This window comes from Paraburkholderia sp. BR10936 (genome assembly GCF_040965735.1).
In the GTDB taxonomy this organism is placed as follows: domain Bacteria; phylum Pseudomonadota; class Gammaproteobacteria; order Burkholderiales; family Burkholderiaceae; genus Paraburkholderia; species Paraburkholderia nodosa_A.
In genome coordinates this window covers 185,062-198,484 of record NZ_JBFRCM010000009.1, presented here as the reverse complement: position 1 = coordinate 198,484, position 13,423 = coordinate 185,062, and the positions used below count along the sequence as shown (strand labels likewise).

Below are 13,423 nucleotides of genomic sequence, written 5' to 3'. Positions count from 1 at the left end.
TCGCGCGATTCAGAGATCCGCCTTGCGCACACCGGTGGAGTAGCGCTTGTCGAGATACATCAGCACGAAGTTGGAGACCGTGGTGATGACGAGATAGATCGCGCCGGCGAGCAGCGTGAAGAAGAAGAAACGCAGCGTGCCCTTGCCGGCGTCCTGGCTAGCCTTCACGACGTCGGCGAGGCCGATGATCGAGACGAGCGCCGTGGACTTCACGAGCACCTGCCAGTTGTTGCCGATGCCGGGCAGTGCGAAGCGCATCATCTGCGGGAACATGATGCGCGTGAACACCTGCCAGCCCGTCATGCCGTAGGCGTGGCCCGCTTCGAGCTGGCCGCGCGGCACGGCGAGGAACGCACCGCGGAACGTCTCGGTGAAGTACGCGCCGTAGATGAAGCCGAGCACGACCACGCCCGCGAGGAACGGATCGATGTCGATCTGATCCCAGCCGAGCATGTCGGTGAGATTGTTCAGCCAGATCTGGATGCTGTAGAAGAGCAGCAGCATGAGCACGAGATCGGGCACGCCGCGAATGAGCGTGGTGTAGAGCGTGCCCGCGCCATGCGCGACGCGGTTTTTGGAGAGCTTGGCCGCCGCGCCGATCAGCCCGAGCACGAACGAGAGCGCGAGCGACAGCACGGCGAGCTTGACGGTCTGCCAGGTGCCGGCGAGGATCAGCGGGCCGTAGCCTTGAAGAAACATGGGCAAGTCCTTGACGATGCGTTTCTCACACCGCGAAAGGCGCGGCTGTCTGCCGCGGTTCAAATCCGTTCATGGCCGCGCGGTTTATAGCCTGGTCGCGCGCGGCCGATGCAATTGCGCTCGTGAGCGCGCCTGTGACTGTATACGAAGCCCGGTGGCGGTCTATCGGGGAGCCCCCGGGGCTTTTCTTGTGTCGTGGCGCGAGGCGCGAGCGGTGGTGTCTCGTTGTTTATTTACCTGCGTGTGCTTTCCCGTTCACTTGCCTTTGTAGATATCGAAGTCGAAGTACTGCTTCGCGATCTTGTCGAACGTGCCATCGGCGTGAATCGCGGCAAGCGCCGTGTCGAACTTCGCCTTCAGGTCGGCGTCGTCCTTGCGCAGGCCGATCGCGGTGCCGTCGCCGATCGTCGCCGGGTCTTCCACTTCCGGGCCCGCCCACGCGAAGCCCTTGCCGCGCGGCGTTTTCAGGAAGCCGAAATCCGCCTGGACCTCGTCTTGCAGCGTGGCGTCGAGGCGCCCGGCGATCAGATCCTGGTAGACCTGATCCTGATTCTGGTACGAGATCACGTTCACGCCCTGCGGCGCCCAGTGCGCCTTTGCGTACGCTTCCTGGGTCGAGCCCTGCTCGACGCCCACGTTCTTGCCCTTGAGCGAAGCCGGCGTGGGCAGAAGCGGCGAGCCCGTGCGCGCGAGCATGCGTGCGGGCGCATCGAACATCTTCGCGGAGTAGTCGATCTGCTGGGCGCGCTGCGGCGTGATGGTCAGCGACGACACGATCGCATCGAACTTGCGGGCCTTGAGCGCCGGGATGATGCCGTCGAGGTCGTTCTCGACCCAGACGCACTTCACGTTCATGCGCGCGCACAGGGCTTTCGTGAGGTCGACATCGAAGCCGACGATCTGTCCGTTCGGCGCTTTGGATTCGAACGGCGCATAGCTGGCGTCCACGCCGATGCGCACGGTTTTCCACTCTTTGGCGGCGGCGCTGCCTGCGATCAGGGCGAGCGCCACGCACACTGCAAACTTCTTCATCATTCTCCTGTCGAGCCGGAGCGAGTGCTTTTTTTAGCACTGACTCCGTCCCATGCACGACTGATACGGGCGGCGCGGCGCGGTAGGGGCGCGCGGCCGACGCAAGGCGGACCGGCTCGTGGCCGTTGGCCGCCATTCTAGGTGATCAAAAATGCGGGTCGGAAAGCGCGACGCACTCCGGCCCCTGCGGCAGCGCGCGCTGGCGGGGCGGAGAATCGCCACGGGGTGTCCACCCCGGGGCCATCAGGGCTCACGCCGGCCGAAAAGCGCGGTATTTTACCCGAAGCCGGGGGGCGTGCGGGTCTGACGCAGGGCGACGTCGGCAGCGCAGCGCATTGATGTTGCTGGTGAAACGATGCGGTGCGCCGCTGCGGATTGTGCAAGGGGGCCGCCGCCCTTACCTTCGGACATCGACATGATTGACCGGAGATTGCCATGCTGACTATCCGACGCGCCGACGAACGCGGCCATGCCAACCACGGCTGGCTCGACTCGTACCACAGCTTTTCGTTTGCCGACTATTTCGACGAAGCGCACATGCACTACGGTGCGCTGCGGGTGCTCAACGACGACCGCATCGCGGGCGGCCAGGGCTTCGGCGCGCACGGCCACCGCGACATGGAGATCGTGACCTATGTGCTGTCCGGCGCGCTCGCCCACCGCGACAGCATGGGCAACGGCTCGACCATCCGCCCCGGCGACGTGCAGCGCATGAGCGCCGGCACCGGCGTGATGCACAGCGAGTTCAACGGCTCGAAGGAAGAGCAAGCGCACCTGCTGCAGATCTGGTTGCTGCCGCGTGAGCGGGGCGGGGCGCCCGGCTACGAGGAGAAGCGCTTCGACGACGCCGACAAGCGCGGGCGGCTGCGCCTCGTCGCCTCGCCCGACGGGCGCGACGGCTCGGTGACCGTGCAGTCGGATGCCGCGATCTACGCGGCTCTGGTCGACGGCGACGAGCGCGTCGAGTATTCGGTGCCTGCCGGGCGGCGCGTCTATCTGCATGTGGCGCGCGGTGCGCTCGACGTGAATGGCCAACGCCTCGAAGCCGGCGATGCCGCGATGATCGAGACCGAGGCGGCCGTCGCGCTTGCAAACGGCGCCGCGGCCGAAGTGCTGCTGTTCGATCTCGCCTGAGTCGTTGACGGGCGGCGGCAAGCGGCCGTCCGCGCCATGAAAAAAAGCGCCGCGGGGTGCGAATCCCGCGGCGCTTTGTCGCGCCCCGCTTTGTCGCGCAATTGCGCGCGCGTGTGCCGATTACTGCTGGGCGGCCGGTGCCGAAGCGCCGCCCTTGTGGTGCTGCTCCCAGCGCTCGCGCATCTGCTCGTGGCGCTGCTCCATCTTCGCGAAGCGTTCCTTGATCGCCGTGCTCACGGTCGTCTTCTGCTGGTCGTTCAGGCCGTTGTAGAAGGCGAGCCACGCTTGCGTGGTTTGCTCGCGCAACTGCTGGTTCTGCTGCTCGACCTGCTCGTGCGCCGTGTGCATGGCGTTCAGGTCGAGGATCGGCTGGTTCTTCATCGAATCGAACTGCTGCTTCATCTGCTCATGATTCTTGCGCATGGCTTGACCGTTCTGCTTCATCGTGTCGAGCGCGGCCTGCCATTGCTTTTCCTGCGCGGCGTTCAGGTTCAGCTTGTCGTGCAGCTTCTTGAAGCCGAGCATGAAATCGCCGTGCATGCCGGGGCCGTCATGCATGCCCGGAGCGCCGTGCATCATGCCGGAACCGCCCGGGGGCGGCGGGGTCTGGGCGTTGGCGGCGGTGGCGCCCAGGGTGAGCGCGAGCGAGGCAGCGGCGATAGCGAGAAGGCGCGAAGTCGTCTTGTACATGGTGATGCTCCTGACAAATCCATGAGGGTTTTATCCGGTCTGGCGCGGCGCTTTCGGAAAGTGGTGGCGCTCGCAACCGGTGTCCCTAGCGTATCGACCGGGCTGGCAGCGCGTGTTACGCGGGGGGGCGCCGAGATTACGCGACATTACACGCGCCTTTCGCGGTAACACCTCGTAACCCAGCTGGAAGAGCTGTAAGCAAACGGCCCGTGCGCGCGCGTTACACTTCATCCCATGGCTACTCAAATCCTTGTCGTCGACGACGACCTCGAACTACGCGACCTCCTGCGCGACTATCTCGCGCGCCAGGGCATGGAAGTCTCGGTGCTGCACGACGCCGGCTCGCTGGAGCGGCGGCTCGAGCGCGAGCGCCCGGACCTGATCGTGCTCGACCTGATGATGCCGGGCGTGGACGGCCTGACCGCGCTGCGCAAGCTGCGCGCAGCCGGCGACGACATCCCCGTGATCATGCTGACGGCGCGCGCGGACGACGTGGACCGCATCGTCGGCCTCGAACTGGGCGCGGACGACTACCTCGGCAAGCCGTTCAACCCGCGCGAACTGCTCGCGCGCGTGCAGGCGGTGCTGCGCCGGCGCCGCACGGTGCCTTCGGCCGCCGCGCCCGAGCAGCGCGAGCCGTACGCGTTCGGCCGCTTCACGCTCGACTTCCAGTCGCGCACGCTGCAGCAGGAGGGCAAGCCCATCATGCTGTCGGGCAGCGAGTTCGCGCTGCTGAAGATTTTCGTGAATCACCCCATGCGTACGCTCACGCGCGAGCGCCTGCTGGAATTGCTGCACGGTCCCGAGTACGACGGCACCGACCGCGGCATCGACGTGCAGGTATGGCGTCTGCGACGCATTCTCGAAAGCGACCCGTCCACGCCGCGCTTCATTCAGACCGTCCGCGGGCGCGGCTACGTGTTCGTTCCCGACGGAGAGCAGGGCAACCATGCGCCAGCCGGTTGATTCGCTGTTCGGGCGCCTCGCGGTCATCTTCATCGGCGTTCTACTGGTGTCGCATGTCGCGTGGTTCACGCTCATGCGCGTCGAACACAATCAGATGCAAACGCGCTACGCCGTCGAGGAAGCGACCTTCCTCGTCGACGCGGTGCGCCAGCACGTCGAGCGCGAGCCCGACCAGCCGCTGCCTTCGCGCGTGCAACTCGTCGATCCGGCGAGTCCCGCCGTGCCGCCGGTCACCGACCGCATGCCCGAGCCGCTGCGCCATTTCATCGACGACGTGCGCGAACGCATGCCGCCTGGCACCGACGTGCGCGTCGGGCCGCCCGGCGGGCCGCCCACGCTCTGGGTGCGCGGGCCGCAGGACGCCCGCTGGATCGTGCTGCCGGGCCAGCCGCTGCGGATCATGCGGCCGCTCGACAAGTTTCTGCCTTGGGTCATCACCATTTTCGCCACCGCTGTGGTCGCCGCGCTCGTGGCCGCGTGGATGCTGCAACAGCCGCTGAGCGCGCTCGCGCAGGCCGTGGGGCGCTTTGGCCGCGGCGAGCCCGTGCCGCCCGTGCCCGAACGCGGGCCGCGCGAGCTGCGTCAGCTCACGCTGGGCTTTAACCAGATGGTCAAGGAAGTCGAGCGTACGGAGAAAGACCGCGCCGTCATGCTGGCGGGCGTGGCGCACGATCTCAAGACGCCGCTTGCCCGGCTGCGCCTGCGCGCCGAAATGATGGACGAGCAAAAGGTGCGCGACGGCGTGGTGCGCGATGTCGAGTCGATGGCGCATATCGTCGACCAGTTCCTCGTGTTCGCGCACGACGGCGCCGATCGCAGCGAGCCCGTCGAGGTCGACGACCAGTGCGAGCGTATCGCGCGCAACCACCGCACGGCGAGCGGCGAGACGATTGCGATCGAAACGCGTCTGCGTGCGGGTCCGGAGTTTCGCCTGCCTGCGGCCACGCTCGAACGCGTGGTATCGAACCTGCTCGACAACGCGCATGCGTACGGCGCACCGCCTGTCGTGATCGAGAGCGAGCGCGGCGCGACGGGTTTTTCGCTCACCGTGCGCGACCACGGCAAGGGCATCCCCGACCAGGAGCTGACGCAGGCGAGCCGGCCGTTCGTGCGCCTCGACCCGGCGCGCGGCGGCAACGGCCACAGCGGCCTCGGCCTCGCGATCGTCGAGCGGCTCGTGCGCCGCGCGGGCGGCGAGCTTTCGATCGGCAACGGCGAGAGCGGCGGGCTCGCGGTGCGCATGACGTTTGCGTTCGACGTGGTGGAGCGCACCGTCACCGAGGCGGCGCAGATCTGGTAAATCGCGCTGGAATGGGTTTGGCGCAGGCCCTCAGCGAACGGGCGGGGCATGGCCGGATGGGCTCGCCCGAAGGCGCCGCCACAGCGACGCCAGATTCAGCGAGGTCAGGTTTGGCGCAGCCGCTCAGGCCGTAAAGAGCGTGTCGAGCGCGGCGGCGGCCTCGTTGTCCACCGTGTTGTAGGTCACGGTGTCGGCCTCGAAGATGTAGTGCGTGGTGTACTTGCCGAGGCGGGCAAGAATCTCTTCCTGAATCAGCTCGGGCGTGGCGTCGAGTTTCAGGTACCACGCGGTCGATGACAGGCGCGTCTGGAACGCGCCGTACTCGACCATCAACTGGTCGAACGCGAGCGCATCCTGATCGCGGCAGACAATGACCAGATTTCCCTTCATGCATGCCTCCAGATTTGTGCGGAACACCGAAGTGACGCGGTTTGACTCATGCGCACCGTATGGACTGGCGCGCACCGTTCATCCCATGATACCGCGCCTCGCCGGTTGAGCCGGGCGAGCCCCGCAGCCTGGTACGGGCATCGCTCGTGTGATGGGTTGGGCAAGCTCGTTGCGCACTCACCAGGTCGGCGCCGCGGCGCGCGGCGGCACGACGCCCTCGGCCGTCATGGCCTCGCAACGGTCGCGCCCGGCCGCCTTCGCCATATAGAGCGCGAGGTCGGCGCGGCTCATCAGACGCTCGGGCTGATCCTGCGCGGCCGCAAGTTCGGTCACGCCGATGCTCACGCTCACGCTCGCTTCCTCGGGCAATTCCACGCAAATGCGTTTGCTCACCTGCTCGCGCAGGCGATCGAGCACCATGAGCCCCGTGGCAAGCGAGGTCGCGGGCAGCAGGATGCCGAACTCCTCGCCGCCCAGGCGTCCGACGGCGTCGTCGGCGCGCAGTTCGGCGCGGCAGGTCTCCACGAAATGCTGGAGCGCGCGGTCGCCCGCCGGGTGGCCGAAGCGGTCGTTGATCTGCTTGAAGTAGTCGAGGTCGGCAATCGCCATGCACAGCGGTTCGCCTGCCTCGTAGGCCGTGTCGATCTCGCGGCGCAGCAGGTCGAGGAAGTAGCGCCGCGAGAGCGCGCCGGTCAGGGCGTCGTGGCGCGCCTCGGCGGCGAGCAGGGCGTTCGCGGCCTGCAACTGCCCGGCGAGATCGCGGCTCGCGTGGTGCAGACGCCGCTCGCGCACCCACGACACCGAGATCACCGCCGCGAGCGCCGCGGTGCCCGCGAGCGTGAGGAAAATGAGGAGCCGGTCGCGCCGATGGTTCGCGATCAGCTCGGACCACGCATTGACCGGATCGACGAGGTGCGCCGAGAGCCCGGAGTTCAGGCCGCCGCGCTGCTCGTAGAGGGCAGGCGCGCGCTGGCCCGGCAAGGCGACCATTTGCGCGGCGTCGGCGCGCGGGATCCACGGCGCTTCGCTCAACACGGGTTTCGATGCCGAGCGCAGCTCAAGCGGCGCGAAGTGCTCGCGCAGATAGGTGTTCACGCGGTCCAGCGCATTCATTTCGGCGACGTGTGAGCCCGGCAGTGCGCGTCCTTCGAGCGCGCTGTCATGGGCCATGATGATGACGCCATTGTTGTCCGCGACGAAGGTGCCGGGGCGGGTGACCCAGTGGCGCAGCCGCGCGATGCTGACCTTCGCGACTACGGCGCCGACCAGCAGGCCGTCGTCATAGGCGGGCGCGGCGACGAAAATGCCTGGCTCGCCGCTTGCCGTGCCCACGCCGTAGGCCTCGGAAAACGCCCCGAGCAGCGTGTCGTTCAGATACGCGCGCGGACGCATGTCCACGCCGACGTAGGAGATTTTTTCGAGCGCATTGCTCGACGCGATGCAGATGCCGTTCGCGTTGACGAGCCAGATTGCATCGAGCCCGGAGAAGCCCTGGGCGTCGTGGAGGAAGCGGTCGACCCCGGCGAGCGCCGGCACGCCCTGCAGCTCCTTGCGCCGCGCCAGTTCCGTCGAATCGCTCGACGCGGCATAATGCGCGGCCCCAGTGAGCGCCTGCTGGACGACGCGGGTTTCGGCCATCGTCGCCGGAATGGCGCGCGACATGGCGAGGTCGCTGGCGATCACTTCGGCCATGTTGTCCACGACCGAGCGCATCATCTGGCGCTGTGCGGCGAGCGCGGCCTCGAACTCCTGGCGGACCATGCGGTCCGCGAGCCAGCCGGCCGCCGCCCAGCAGACGAGCGCGACCACCACGACCCCGAGGGGTCCGGCTGCCTGACGCAAGAGTCTCCTGTTCATCGGCCTTCTGGTTCGTGAGTGGTATTGAGGCGTGGGTGTCGGCGCCCGGGGCGTAGGAGCGCTACTGACGGAGCGTGTCGATTTTACCCCTCGAAACGGGGCTGGCGAGCCCGCTATCTAAGCGTCAGTGCGGCGTTGCGAGGCGGCGCGAGCGGGCGGCGGCGAGAGCGTGGACCGCCAACATGCAAGGCGCATGCCGTCAGCACGGCGACACGCGGCGATGAGCGGGGTCGACGGGGCGTTAAACGCGGTTGGCGCGGCTTCGCGTGATCGGTTCACGCGCGTGCCAGCGTGTGGCGCGCAAGCGACGCCCACTGGCGTTGGCGGCGCGAATGAGGCAAGCGCGGAGGCGGCCCCGGCGTCGTTGTGTCATCAAGGCGTCATCGATGCGTCATCACGATGACGTGCACATCCCGCGCGCGGCGCCTTCTGGAAGCTCTCCAGAAGGCCGGCGAAAGCGCCGCGAAAGCCCGTGTGGTCTGGCTTTCGAGGCGTGCCGGGCGCGGTTGTGAGTGTCATCAAGGTTGTAGTAGTGTCGTGCCGTTTCAGTCGAGGCAAGCCCCCCCGCCAGTTGCCAGCCGCAACTGCGGCGCGGGCGGTGCGTACCACCGCGGCATCGTCGCCGTGTCATCAACGCCAACGAAATTCTGAGTCCATGCGCCTTGCCTTTGTCGATCCGCCATCCCCGCAGCTCGTGCAGTGCCTTTCCGGCGGCACGGACGTCAAGTCGTCCGCCTTTCTGAAACCCGTCGCGGAGGGCGTCTGAATGGAGTTCAGCTTCAACCTGAACCGCACGGCCAACGCCTCGGCGTGGCGCGTGCTGCCGAACCGCTGGGACTTCGTGGCGTTCCCGCTGATGATCGGCCTGATCGCGATGGCGGCCGTGGGCTTTCACGAAACGATGGCGCCCATTGCCACGTTGAAGGCGCAGCCCATCTCGCTCGATCCCGCGAACCTGCCCGAGTACGCCATGCGCACCACGCTGCGCATGCTCGCGGCGATGGTGGCCTCGCTCATCTTCACGCTCGTCTACGGCACGCTCGCGGCGAAGAGCCGCCGCGCGGGCCAGGTGCTCGTGCCGATTCTCGACATCCTGCAGTCGGTGCCGGTGCTCGGCTACATCTCGTTCACGGTCACGTTCTTTCTCGCGCTCTTTCCCTCGCGCGTGCTGGGGGCCGAGCTCGCGGCAATCTTCGCGATCTTCACGAGCCAGGCATGGAACATGACGTTCAGCTTCTACCAGTCGCTGCGCACGGTGCCGCGCGATCTGGACGAAGTCTCGCGCGGGTTTCATCTGACCGCATGGCAGCGCTTCTGGAAGCTCGAAGTGCCGTTCTCGATGCCGGGCCTCATCTGGAACATGATGATGTCGATGTCGGGCGGCTGGTTCTTCGTGGTGGCCTCCGAAGCGATCACGGTGGGCAACAACACGATCACGCTGCCGGGTGTCGGCGCGTATCTGGCCCAGGCGATCGCGGAAAAGAACCTGCACGCCGTGGGCTGGGTGATCCTCGCGATGGTCGTCGTGATTCTCGCCTACGACCAGTTCCTGTTCCGCCCGCTCGTCGCGTGGGCCGACAAGTTCCGCATGGAGAACACGAGTTCGGGCGACGCGCCCGAATCGTGGCTGCTCGACCTGATTCGGCGCACCCATCTCATTCATCAACTGCTCGTGCCGCTCGGCTGGCTCTTCGCCAAGGCTGCGCGCATGCCGATCAAGCTGCCGTCGTTTCCGAACGTGACGTTCGCGGCGCCCGTCGCGCGCGGCCGCCCCGGCTTGCGCGCACGCATTGGCGACGCCGTGTGGGCCGTGCTCGTGATCGCATTGACCGTGTTCGTCGTATGGCGCGTGGTGACCTTCGTACGCACGGGTGTGACGCTCGACGAAGTGTGGCACGTGCTCGGCCTCGGCTTCATCACGCTCTTTCGCGTGATCTTGCTGATCGCCATCGCTTCGGTGATCTGGGTGCCGCTCGGCGTGCTGATCGGTCTGCGCCCGGCGCTCGCCGAGAAGGTGCAGCCGCTCGCGCAGTTCCTCGCGGCGTTCCCGGCGAACCTGCTGTTCCCGGTGTTCGTGATCGTGATCGTGCGCTTTCACCTGAACCCGGACATCTGGCTGTCGCCGCTGATCGTCCTCGGCACCCAGTGGTATATCCTGTTCAACGTGATCGCGGGGGCCAGCGCCTATCCGAACGACTACAAGGAAGCGGCGAAGAACTTCCGCATTCGTGGCTGGCAGTGGTGGCGTCAGGCCATGCTGCCGGGCATTTTCCCGTACTACGTGACGGGCGCCATCACGGCTTCGGGCGGCGCGTGGAACGCGAGTATCGTCGCGGAGTTCGTGCAGTGGGGCGACACGAAGGTCGTCGCGCACGGCCTCGGCGCCTACATCGCGCAGATGACGGCGGCCGGCGATTACCCGAAGATCATCCTCGGCATTGCCGTGATGTCGCTCTTCGTCACGCTGTTCAACCGCCTCTTGTGGCGCCCGCTGTACACGTACGCCGAGTCCCGTCTGCGGCTCGACTGATCGACGACTGATCGAACAACGAATGATCGAAGGTAACGCGATGCAAAACCCCAAGACGCTGAGCGCCGCGCACGGCGATGTGCAGACGGCCCCGAACCCGCCGCGCCTCGGCGAAGAAATTCTGAACGTGAAGGACGTGTGCCGGGGCTTCAAAAAGAACCAGGGCGAGCTGCTCGTGCTCGACGACGCCAACCTCCAGCTGCGCGAGGGCGAGATCGTCGGGCTGCTGGGCCGCTCGGGCTCGGGCAAGTCCACGCTGCTGCGCATCATCGCGGGCCTGATCTCGCCGACCTCCGGCGACGTCACCTGGCGCGGCAAGCCGCTCGAAGGGCCGGCCGAAGGCGTGGCGATGGTGTTCCAGACCTTCGCGCTGTTCCCGTGGCTCACGGTGCTGCAGAACGTGGAAGCGGGCCTCGAAGCGCAGGGCGTAGGCGCAGGCGAGCGCCGCGAACGGGCGCTGGCGGCCATCGACCTGATCGGTCTGGACGGCTTCGAAAACGCGTATCCGCGCGAGCTTTCGGGCGGCATGCGCCAGCGCGTGGGTTTCGCGCGCGCGCTCGTGGTCGACCCGATGCTGATGCTCATGGACGAGCCGTTCTCCGCGCTCGACGTGCTCACGGCCGAAACGCTGCGTACCGACCTGCTCGACCTGTGGACGCAAGGCCGCTTGCCGATCAAGTCGGTGCTGATCGTCACGCACAACATCGAAGAAGCGGTGTTCATGTGCGACCGCATCCTGGTGTTGTCGTCGAATCCGGGCCGCGTGGTGGCCGAGATCAAGGTACCGTTCAAACATCCGCGCAACCGTCTCGACCCGGCGTTCCGCAAGCTCGTGGACGACATCTACGCGAAGATGACCGCGCGTCAGACCGACGAGACGACCAGGAAGGGCCTCGAACTCGGCAGCTGGCTGCCGCGCGTGTCGACCAACCTGATGGCCGGTCTGATCGAAACGCTCGCGATGGCGCCGTATCACGGCCGCGCCGACATGCCGGAAATTGCGCGCTCGCTGCATCTGGAAGTGGACGACCTGTTCCCGATCGCGGAAGTGCTGCAGAACCTCGGTTTCGCCGACGTGCGCGAAGGCGACGTGCTGCTCACGCCGCCCGCGCGCGTGTTCGCGGAGTTCGGCACGCAGGAGCGCAAGATGATGTTCGCCGAGCATTTGCTGCGCCATGTGCCGCTCGCGGCGCGCATCAAGAAGGTGCTCAACGAGCGCCCGGGCCATCGCGCGCCGCGCGTGCGTTTCGAGCAGGAGCTGGAGGACTTTCTCTCCGATGGCGCGGCGGAAGAAACGCTCGACACCGTGATCGACTGGGGGCGTTATGGCGAGATCTTCTCGTATAACGACCAGTCGGAAATCTTCAGCCTCGAAGACGTGGAGTCCTGAGCGACGCGCTTTTCGCCAGGCATTAAAAGCGGTCGCGGGGTGCGTTCACCCGGCGACCGTTTTTCGTTTGCGGATGAGGCAGGCTATTGCAGCGTGCCCCAGCGCTCCACCGCGGGCTCGGCCGTGGCCCACTTCCAGCCCGACTGGTCCTGACAGGCGCTCGCGGTGAACCACTGCTCGGGCGCGTCGGCTTTCTCGCCGTCCTGCACCGAGAATACGAAGTCCTTGCACAGCGTGAGGGCGTTGGCGAACGCGCGCGTCACGCGCACCTGGCCGTGGCCGTTCTCCACGGGCAAATCGTGCTTGATGCGCCAGAGGTCCATGCCGCCCACGGGCAGGCGGCCGGCTGTTTCGGCGATCAGTGCCTGCTGGTCCGCGTGCATGTTTTTCATGAAGCGGCCGACGGCTTCGTCGGTGGCCGCCTGCACGGCAATGCCTACGCCGATGCCCACGGCAGGATTCGCCGTGACGATGCCCGTTGCCGCCGCAGCCGCAGCGCCGCTTGCCGCGCCGACCGACGAGCAGCCGCTCGCCGCGAGCGCGATGCCCGCGCAGAGCGCGGCCAGCGCGATGAGCATCACGGGGCGAGCCGTCGACGACTCCGTTGCAACGTGCCGTACGCGCTTCGCGCGCGCGTTCATGCCGTTCATTGCAGCGCACCCCACCGGGCGGTAGCGGGTTCGGCCGAGGCCCACTTCCAGTTGTCGCCGTCGCGGCACACCGATGCGACGAAGAACGCGCTCGAGGCGGGTTTGTCCTTCGTGGCCTCGTGGTCGACGGAGAACACGATCTCCTTGCAGTCGAGCGCACCGCTGCTGATCGTGCGGCTCACCGTGACGCGGCCGTGTTCGTCGTCCTCGATCGGGAACGAGTGCGTGATCGACCATGGCGCGACCGCGCCGACTGCGAGCGGGCCCGCCGCGTGGGCGATGCTGTTCTGGGTGTTGGTGTGGACGACGCGCTCGGAGTACTGCACGCCGGCCTTCGCCGCGGCCACGGCGCCAAGGCCGATGCCGGTCGCCACGGCGGCGTTGCTCGTCACTTTCGAGGCAACCGCTGCGCCGGCGATACCGGCGCCCGTTTGCGCGCCTTCGGAGTAGAGCGAACTGCACGCCGAGCACGCGAGGCTCGCCACCGTGGCGAGCAGCGTGAGCGACATGACGCGTCGCCGGGGAGGATGCGCGGAAGGGCGCGGGCTGCCGCCGGCAATCGTTTCCATGACCGCCGCTGACACCGATGGCGCAACGCGCGCCCGAGCACTTCGTTCTTGCATGATGATTCCCTGCCGCTAGCCGGATAGCGCCGCATTGCGCGGATATCCGGCATGTTTTGCTTACTTGACGTGCTGCGGATTGTGCAGCACGGCATTGCTTACGGGGATAGGTAAAGTGCAAGAAATTGCAAAAGGGCGTGCACGGCAGACCGACCTTTGATC

General features: G+C 66.9%; 12 protein-coding genes. 5 read left to right on the top strand and 7 right to left on the bottom strand.

Going from position 1 to position 13,423, the window contains the following annotated elements:
• Window positions 1–9: 9 nt before the first annotated feature.
• Window positions 10–699: an ABC transporter permease gene (locus tag AB4Y36_RS20350; RefSeq protein WP_028207717.1), complete on the bottom strand. Its 690-nt coding sequence runs from the start codon at window positions 697–699 to the stop codon at window positions 10–12.
• Window positions 700–954: 255 nt separating this feature from the next.
• The gene (locus AB4Y36_RS20345) at window positions 955–1,731 is read right to left on the bottom strand and encodes an ABC transporter substrate-binding protein (RefSeq protein ID WP_069265507.1); all 777 of its coding nucleotides are present in this window, start codon (window positions 1,729–1,731) and stop codon (window positions 955–957) included.
• Between the two features lie 435 nt (window positions 1,732–2,166).
• On the opposite strand from AB4Y36_RS20345, the gene AB4Y36_RS20340 reads away from it, so the two are divergent.
• Window positions 2,167–2,865: a pirin family protein gene (locus AB4Y36_RS20340; protein WP_368616969.1), complete on the top strand. Its 699-nt coding sequence runs from the start codon at window positions 2,167–2,169 to the stop codon at window positions 2,863–2,865.
• A gap of 120 nt (window positions 2,866–2,985) precedes the next feature.
• Here AB4Y36_RS20340 and AB4Y36_RS20335 read toward each other — a convergent pair whose 3' ends face one another.
• Window positions 2,986–3,555 (bottom strand): Spy/CpxP family protein refolding chaperone, encoded by a 570-nt coding sequence (locus AB4Y36_RS20335; protein WP_368606921.1) that lies wholly within the window; start codon window positions 3,553–3,555, stop codon window positions 2,986–2,988.
• A 234-nt stretch (window positions 3,556–3,789) separates the two neighbouring features.
• Here AB4Y36_RS20335 and AB4Y36_RS20330 point away from each other — a divergent pair, with 234 nt between their 5' ends.
• Window positions 3,790–4,521, top strand: a complete 732-nt coding sequence (locus AB4Y36_RS20330; protein WP_028207713.1) for a response regulator — start codon at window positions 3,790–3,792, stop codon at window positions 4,519–4,521.
• The gene (locus AB4Y36_RS20325) at window positions 4,505–5,821 is read left to right on the top strand and encodes an ATP-binding protein (RefSeq protein WP_069265402.1); all 1,317 of its coding nucleotides are present in this window, start codon (window positions 4,505–4,507) and stop codon (window positions 5,819–5,821) included. Before AB4Y36_RS20330 ends, AB4Y36_RS20325 begins: the two co-directional genes overlap by 17 nt.
• 123 nt (window positions 5,822–5,944) lie before the next feature.
• On the opposite strand, the gene AB4Y36_RS20320 is transcribed toward AB4Y36_RS20325, so the two are convergent.
• Both AB4Y36_RS20320 and AB4Y36_RS20315 read right to left on the bottom strand, forming a co-directional pair.
• On the bottom strand, window positions 5,945–6,211 hold the full coding sequence (locus AB4Y36_RS20320) for a hypothetical protein (RefSeq protein WP_028207711.1): 267 nt from the start codon (window positions 6,209–6,211) through the stop codon (window positions 5,945–5,947).
• Window positions 6,212–6,388: 177 nt separating this feature from the next.
• Entirely contained in the window at window positions 6,389–8,068 is a 1,680-nt protein-coding gene (locus AB4Y36_RS20315; protein ID WP_368683931.1) for a diguanylate cyclase, read from the bottom strand.
• Window positions 8,069–8,834: 766 nt separating this feature from the next.
• On the opposite strand from AB4Y36_RS20315, the gene AB4Y36_RS20310 reads away from it, so the two are divergent.
• A complete protein-coding gene (locus AB4Y36_RS20310) occupies window positions 8,835–10,598 on the top strand; it encodes an ABC transporter permease (RefSeq protein ID WP_368610239.1) in 1,764 nt (587 codons plus the stop codon).
• 40 nt (window positions 10,599–10,638) lie between these two features.
• Complete coding sequence (locus AB4Y36_RS20305; protein WP_069265506.1) at window positions 10,639–11,988, top strand: AAA-associated domain-containing protein; 1,350 nt, start codon at window positions 10,639–10,641, stop codon at window positions 11,986–11,988.
• Window positions 11,989–12,071: 83 nt separating this feature from the next.
• Here AB4Y36_RS20305 and AB4Y36_RS20300 read toward each other — a convergent pair whose 3' ends face one another.
• Window positions 12,072–12,566, bottom strand: coding sequence for a hypothetical protein (locus AB4Y36_RS20300; protein ID WP_368683978.1), 495 nt, complete (start codon window positions 12,564–12,566; stop codon window positions 12,072–12,074).
• A gap of 68 nt (window positions 12,567–12,634) precedes the next feature.
• The gene (locus tag AB4Y36_RS20295; RefSeq protein ID WP_069265398.1) at window positions 12,635–13,147 is read right to left on the bottom strand and encodes a hypothetical protein; all 513 of its coding nucleotides are present in this window, start codon (window positions 13,145–13,147) and stop codon (window positions 12,635–12,637) included.
• Between the last annotated feature and the right edge of the window lie 276 nt (window positions 13,148–13,423).

Bases quoted from the DNA above. Each gene is read 5' to 3' on its own strand.
- AB4Y36_RS20340 (WP_368616969.1), top strand. From the start codon at position 2,167: ATGCTGACTATCCGACGCGCCGACGAACGCGGCCATGCCAACCACGGC.
- AB4Y36_RS20350 (WP_028207717.1), bottom strand. From the start codon at position 699: ATGTTTCTTCAAGGCTACGGCCCGCTGATCCTCGCCGGCACCTGGCAG.
- AB4Y36_RS20315 (WP_368683931.1), bottom strand. From the start codon at position 8,068: ATGAACAGGAGACTCTTGCGTCAGGCAGCCGGACCCCTCGGGGTCGTG.
- AB4Y36_RS20310 (WP_368610239.1), top strand. From the start codon at position 8,835: ATGGAGTTCAGCTTCAACCTGAACCGCACGGCCAACGCCTCGGCGTGG.
- AB4Y36_RS20330 (WP_028207713.1), top strand. From the start codon at position 3,790: ATGGCTACTCAAATCCTTGTCGTCGACGACGACCTCGAACTACGCGAC.
- AB4Y36_RS20345 (WP_069265507.1), bottom strand. From the start codon at position 1,731: ATGAAGAAGTTTGCAGTGTGCGTGGCGCTCGCCCTGATCGCAGGCAGC.
- AB4Y36_RS20305 (WP_069265506.1), top strand. From the start codon at position 10,639: ATGCAAAACCCCAAGACGCTGAGCGCCGCGCACGGCGATGTGCAGACG.
- AB4Y36_RS20300 (WP_368683978.1), bottom strand. From the start codon at position 12,566: ATGCTCATCGCGCTGGCCGCGCTCTGCGCGGGCATCGCGCTCGCGGCG.
- AB4Y36_RS20325 (WP_069265402.1), top strand. From the start codon at position 4,505: ATGCGCCAGCCGGTTGATTCGCTGTTCGGGCGCCTCGCGGTCATCTTC.
- AB4Y36_RS20295 (WP_069265398.1), bottom strand. From the start codon at position 13,147: ATGTCGCTCACGCTGCTCGCCACGGTGGCGAGCCTCGCGTGCTCGGCG.
- AB4Y36_RS20335 (WP_368606921.1), bottom strand. From the start codon at position 3,555: ATGTACAAGACGACTTCGCGCCTTCTCGCTATCGCCGCTGCCTCGCTC.
- AB4Y36_RS20320 (WP_028207711.1), bottom strand. From the start codon at position 6,211: ATGAAGGGAAATCTGGTCATTGTCTGCCGCGATCAGGATGCGCTCGCG.